The following is a 5,159-nucleotide window of genomic DNA, read 5'->3' as shown; positions in this document are numbered from 1 at the left end:
TGGCATTCAGGAGGTCACCGGTTCGATCCCGGTCGGGTCCACCACATAGCCGGCGAAGATGTCCGGCGAAAAGGCAGTGAACACGGGCGGTTCCTCAAGACGAGGGGCCGCCCGTGTCCTTTACGGCGTCCGTGAGGCCGCCGTCCCTCCCGGGTCGTGCACGCGTTGTGTCTCCCTCCGACCCCTGACTCTGGGTGGCGGTGGCCAGCTGGGGCGGCGCGGCGGGCAGCGGATCGCGGCCCTCGCGGCGGTCCATGAGCTGCAGCATCCGCTCGTGGTTCGCCCTCGTGTACCGCTGCACCATCCGGACGGAGCTCCACCCGCCGAAGGCCATCAGGTCGGCCACGGCGGCGCCCGAGCGGCCGACGTCGGTGGCGCCCAGGTGGCGGAAGAGGTGCAGCCAGGCGCGCGGCATCCCCGCCTTGGCGGCCGCGGTCTTGAAGGCCCGGCGCCGGTCGCCGATGCGCCCCCACACGGGCCCCGCCGGCGGCCGCGGCGGCCGGGTCGGCTTCGGGAGGCGGGCCTGGAGCAGCGCCGCGGCGCGCCGGGAGAGGGTGCAGGGCCGGGTCTTGCGCCCCTTGTTGAAGCCGCGCGCCTGGACGCTCACCACCTGGACGAGCCGCTCCTCCAGGTTCACGTCCTCCCAGCGCAGGCGCTCGATCTCCCCGCGGCGCAGGCCGGTCTCGAAGGAGAACTCGACCACGGCGCGCAGGTCGGCGGGCAGGGCCAGCAGCAGCTGCGCCCGCTGGCCGGCGGGGATGTCCGGAACCGGGTAGTCGCTCTCGGTGTAGCTGTCCGTGCTCCAGGGGTTGGTGAGGTGGTACTGGCGCTCGACGCACCACCCGCCGAAGGCGGCCATGGCCCACATCAGCCGGTTCACCGTGGCCGGCGAGACCAGCTTCGGCGGCTGGTCGGGGCGCGGCTTGAAGCGCCGGTCGACCCGGCCCTTCTGCGCCGTGCGGAACTTGGCGACGGCGATCGCGTCGATGGCGGAGACCACGGTGCCGCCGCCGAAGTGGGGCACCACCTCGTTGCGGATGAAGGCGAGGACGGTGCCGTGCCACTTGGCGGCGAGCTCACCGTCGCGGTCCACCAGGTACTCGGCGGTCGCCTCGAGGAGCGTGATGTCTCGGGCTACCGGGACCCCGGCGTCGGCTCGGACTCTCTCCATCTCGCGCGCGGCGAGCCACGCCGCAGCAGCTCCATGGTCTCGGCAACCCGTGGACTGCTGGTGGACGCGGCCGGCGTGGTCGGTCCAGATGGCCTGCCAGAACGGGGAGCGGGGGCGGAGGAAGATCCGGCTTCGGGTGCGTGGCATCGCTGCCTCTCGATGTAGGCCTGCACGGCCTCTGATTCGAAGCGGACCGACCGCACGCCAACCCTCACCCACCCGATGCGGTCGCGAAGGCCGTAGGCCGTAGCCCGGCTCACGCGGAGGAGTCCAGCCACATCGGAGATGGTGAGGAGTTCCGGCATGCTATGGCCGAGCGTCCGGGTCCACGTTGCGCGGCAGGAGTTTGCCGAACGATCCGTGCCGCTCCAGATACTCGGCCGCGGCGCGCAAGATGGCCGGGTCGTCGTCCATGCACCCAATCCCCCTGTTGTGCTTGGCGCACAGAGCCCCTCGGACCTGGCCCGATGCGTGGTGGTGGTCGATGTCGTTTAGCCCTGCCACCGTGCCACTGCCCACGACGCCACACACGCCGCAGGGCTGCTGGCGGAGGGCAATCTCCTCGTCTACGGACAGCCCGTACTTTTTCCAGCACCGGTACGATCTGTCGTGGACTTTGAACTCGTCCAGGCACGCCCGGCAGCCCTGAGAACTCCCTGCATCTCCTCGTGGGCCCCTACAGTAGATGCACCGGCCATCGCTCACGATCTTGGCGTTGTACCTTCGTTTGCGCTCTCGGAAGGACTCTCGCGCCTGCTCCGCCGCTGCGCAGGTGGGGCATCGGCCTGGCCACAGCACCGGCTGGGTGCAGTCCGGGCAGCACTTGCCCGGCTGCGGCGGCAGGGGGTCATTGCCGATCGAGATGGTCACGCTCAGCCCTTCTCGTGCGGGATGATGATGCCGATGAAGACGGCGGCGACGACCAGGACCAGGAAGGCGACGGCGGCCCACGCGGCGCGCGCCGCCTCGCCGGAGTAGTCCCAGACGTAGCGGGCCGGGAAGGTGGCGAGGGCAAGGCAGGCCCCGGCGGCCAGGTCAGAGTGGGTGGGCAGCTTCACGGCGCCGCCTCCTTGCCCAGCTGGCCCGGGCCGGCCAGGCTCAGCACGTCCCGCGTGAGGTCCGCCAGCAGCCCCCGCGCCGCGGCCTCGCAGGCGAGGGCCTTGTCCCTGGCCTGGAGCGCGTCGTTGGCCAGCTCGCGCGCGGTGTCGCGCTCGGCCGCCACTCGCTCCAGCTCAGCGCGCAGCCTCTCCGCCACCAGCAGGCAGACCTCGTGCTCGTCCTCGGCCCGGGTGGCCTGAGAGGCGAAGCTCACCGAGACCCGCAGGGCTTCGTCGCGCTGGGCGGCCACCCGCTCCAGCTCGGCCGTGACCTGGGCGAGGCGGCGCTGGGTGGCGTGGGCGTCGTACCTCTCGCACGCCTGGCGCTCCAGGCAGGCGGAGTCGGTGCCCATCTGGTGGCAGGAGACGACGGCGGCGAGGGCGCCCTGGGCCAGATGCCAGGGCGTCCAGTACCCGTCGTCCATCGGCACCGCGACCGGAGTAGTTGGCCCGTTCCACCGCAGGCCGTAGCGGGGCATCCACTCGCCGTCGGGCTGCATCGGGGCCACTTCGGGCGCAAGCCCGAGAGACGCTCCACCTCGGCCTTCAGCGCGTCACGCTCGGCGGCGAGAGACTTGGCCTCGACCATGCACTCGGCGTGGGTTTGGTAGCAGACCGGGCACCGCTCGTCGTTCCTGGGCCACCCGTGGCCGCACTTCTCGTCGTCGCTCAGTCTCGTCAGGCTCACGTGGTGGCTCCCGGGATGGCGCGGCGAGGGGTGGTCCGGAACTTCCCGCGGAGCTGCTCCAGCACGGCGGCGGCCGCGCCGTCCGGAACGCGCCAGACCTTCTGCGCGCCCTGGCAGGGGACGGGGTCGATGGCCTGCACGTCCCCGAGGACCCACAGCCACGGGCCCATGGCCCAGGGGGAGCGGATGGCGTCGAGGGCGGCCGGGGTGGGCAGGCCGCCGAGGATGCGGTGGGGGCGCAGGCGGCGCGGCTGGCCGATCTGGAGCGGGGTGAGGGTCTCGTCCGGCCGGTCGGCGTCGGCGACCCGCACGGCGCCGCGGAGGGTGACCACGGCGACGATCGCGGACCTGGCCAGGCTGTGGTCGAGCGCGCCGTCGGGGATGCCGAGCAGCTCCTGGTGCTCGCCCAGGACCTGGAGGGCAGCGGAGTCGAGGCTCTTCCCGGCGTGGATGGCCAGCCGCTGCCCGATGAGCTGGGGCGGAGGCGGCCAAGAGCGGTTCTCCACCGGCTTGAGCCCCGCGGCGATCATCCCGCTCCACGGCGGGTGGACCGTCAGCGCCATGAGGGGGCGGTCAGACACGGGTGGCCTCCTCGAGCTCCGCCCGGGCGGTTACCTCGTCGGCCTCCGCCTGGGCAAGAAGGACCCGCTCCTCGGCCACCTTCTTCTCGAGGTAGGCGATCCTGTCAGCGTGGAGGCCCACGTCGCGGCGCCGCTCATTCCACAGGGAGGCCGCCCGGGCGATGCGGCGGGCCCGCTCCGGGGAGCCGACGGGCGCGGCGGGCGGCGGGGTGGGCTTGCTCCAGGGCCAGTTCATGGTGAGGTCCCCGGGGTGGGTTCGAGGGCGAGCTGCTGTTCGGCCAACTGCAGGGCGCGGGCGTAGCCGTGCTTCAGGGCGTGGCGGTGGAAGCGGACCAGCCAGAAGCGGCGGGACGGCATGTTCATGGTCTTCCCGAGGTGGCAGCCGCCCTCCTGTCCGTTGCAGAGGAGCCAGCAGGTCTCCACCAACTCGGAGCGGGCCCGGCCGAAGAAGTGGTCGAGCTCCCCCGATCGGGAGGTGACCTCGGCGCCGCAGCACTCGCAGCGGCCGCCGGCGCGAGAGACCACGGCGCCGCGGGTCGCCCGCGTGGCGCCGGTGCGCTCCGCCCGCTCCGCCGCGGCGGCCTTCCGGCGGGGCAGGGTGCGGGCCAGCCGGCGCTTGTGGGTGGCGCCGTGCTCCTCGAGGAGCTTCTGGGCCAGCCCCCCCATCCTGGAGGCCGGGGCCAGCTGCTCGGCGCAGGCCTGGACGAAGGGGAGCCAGCGGCTGGGGATCTTCACGGCGCCTCCGGGACGCGCAGGAAGACCACCGCGCTGGTTGGCCGGTAGAGGTTGGCCCCGAGGGCCCGCGCCGCGTCGGCGGAGGGGAGCGGGAAGGACCAGACGCCCCAGGTCGAGCCCTCCTCGCGCTGGGCCAGCAGCACCTTGAACTGGGTGCACCGGTTGAAGGCCTCGACCTCCTCGATGACGCCGTGGAGCTCGACCCGGATGCAGCCGGCCAGGTCGGCCAGCTGGGCCTCGGCGGTCTCGGCGCGGCGCCGGAGGGTGAGTAGCTCCTCCTGCCAGGCCGCGCGGATCTCGTCGACACACGCCCTCAAGGCCGGCTCGAACTCGTCGCGTAGGACGACATCAGCCACGGGTCACCTCCGGGAACCGCTGGACGCGGAGGTCCTCGGGCCATTCGGCGGGGTCCCGGCCGGCCCGGTCGGCTAGGCGGACGCGGACCGGGGCGCCCTGGTAGCCCGTGTCGTAGTGGTCGTGCTCCACCATGTCGGTGGTCTCGGGCCACGCGCCGGGGCCGTCACCGTCGAAGCCGGCGTCGTTCCGGTCCTGGACGTGGGCGCCGAGCTGCTTCACGAAGGCGGGCACGCCGGCCTCCATGCAGCTGCCGACCAGATCGCGGACCCAGGCGACGTTGCACGGCCGCGCGCCCGGGCCGCTCTCGCCGCCGACGATGACCCAGTCCAGGTCTCCGAGCGGGGTGTAGCGCGCCGAGAACTCAGCCGGCCTCGTCTTGCCGTCCGGGACGGCGCAGACGTTCACCGGCCCGAGCAGCGGCTCGCAGGATAGGAAGCGTAGGGCCGCTGGCGTGGCCAGCAGCTCGGGGATCCGCTCGGCGGCGGCGCGCTGGTCCTCGACCGAAACGCCCAGCCAGACGTTGCGGTAGG

Annotated in this window: 9 protein-coding genes and 1 pseudogene; all 10 read right to left on the bottom strand. The window is 73.0% G+C overall.

Features of this window, described 5'->3' with window-relative positions; all coding sequences use genetic code 11:
- Positions 1-94: 94 nt before the first annotated feature.
- The 10 genes and pseudogenes from IPL32_19865 to IPL32_19820 all read right to left on the bottom strand — a co-directional run bounded on the left by IPL32_19865 (position 95) and on the right by IPL32_19820 (position 5,159).
- Complete coding sequence (locus IPL32_19865; GenBank protein MBK8468076.1) at positions 95-1,093, bottom strand: site-specific integrase; 999 nt, start codon at positions 1,091-1,093, stop codon at positions 95-97.
- A 41-nt stretch (positions 1,094-1,134) separates the two neighbouring features.
- A complete protein-coding gene (locus IPL32_19860; protein MBK8468075.1) occupies positions 1,135-1,476 on the bottom strand; it encodes a helix-turn-helix domain-containing protein in 342 nt (113 codons plus the stop codon).
- Position 1,477: 1 nt separating this feature from the next.
- A complete protein-coding gene (locus tag IPL32_19855) occupies positions 1,478-2,041 on the bottom strand; it encodes a hypothetical protein (GenBank protein MBK8468074.1) in 564 nt (187 codons plus the stop codon).
- A 2-nt stretch (positions 2,042-2,043) separates the two neighbouring features.
- Positions 2,044-2,229 carry a hypothetical protein gene (locus IPL32_19850; protein MBK8468073.1) on the bottom strand — a complete coding sequence of 62 codons (186 nt, stop codon included), beginning with the start codon at positions 2,227-2,229 and terminating at the stop codon, positions 2,044-2,046.
- Positions 2,226-2,768, bottom strand: coding sequence for a hypothetical protein (locus tag IPL32_19845; protein MBK8468072.1), 543 nt, complete (start codon positions 2,766-2,768; stop codon positions 2,226-2,228). The genes IPL32_19850 and IPL32_19845 overlap by 4 nt, the downstream gene beginning before the upstream one ends.
- A 184-nt stretch (positions 2,769-2,952) precedes the next feature.
- Positions 2,953-3,537, bottom strand: coding sequence for a hypothetical protein (locus tag IPL32_19840; GenBank protein ID MBK8468071.1), 585 nt, complete (start codon positions 3,535-3,537; stop codon positions 2,953-2,955).
- Complete coding sequence (locus IPL32_19835) at positions 3,530-3,772, bottom strand: hypothetical protein (protein MBK8468070.1); 243 nt, start codon at positions 3,770-3,772, stop codon at positions 3,530-3,532. Before IPL32_19835 ends, IPL32_19840 begins: the two co-directional genes overlap by 8 nt.
- Positions 3,769-4,272 (bottom strand): hypothetical protein, encoded by a 504-nt coding sequence (locus IPL32_19830; protein MBK8468069.1) that lies wholly within the window; start codon positions 4,270-4,272, stop codon positions 3,769-3,771. Before IPL32_19830 ends, IPL32_19835 begins: the two co-directional genes overlap by 4 nt.
- Entirely contained in the window at positions 4,269-4,628 is a 360-nt protein-coding gene (locus tag IPL32_19825) for a hypothetical protein (GenBank protein ID MBK8468068.1), read from the bottom strand. Before IPL32_19825 ends, IPL32_19830 begins: the two co-directional genes overlap by 4 nt.
- A gap of 226 nt (positions 4,629-4,854) precedes the next feature.
- Positions 4,855-5,159: pseudogene (locus tag IPL32_19820) on the bottom strand (DUF5131 family protein).

It is taken from the genome of Chloracidobacterium sp., assembly GCA_016711345.1.
Lineage (GTDB): Bacteria > Acidobacteriota > Blastocatellia > Pyrinomonadales > Pyrinomonadaceae > OLB17.
The sequence above is the reverse complement of the archived record's forward strand: the minus strand, read 5'-3'. Positions and strand labels throughout refer to the sequence as shown.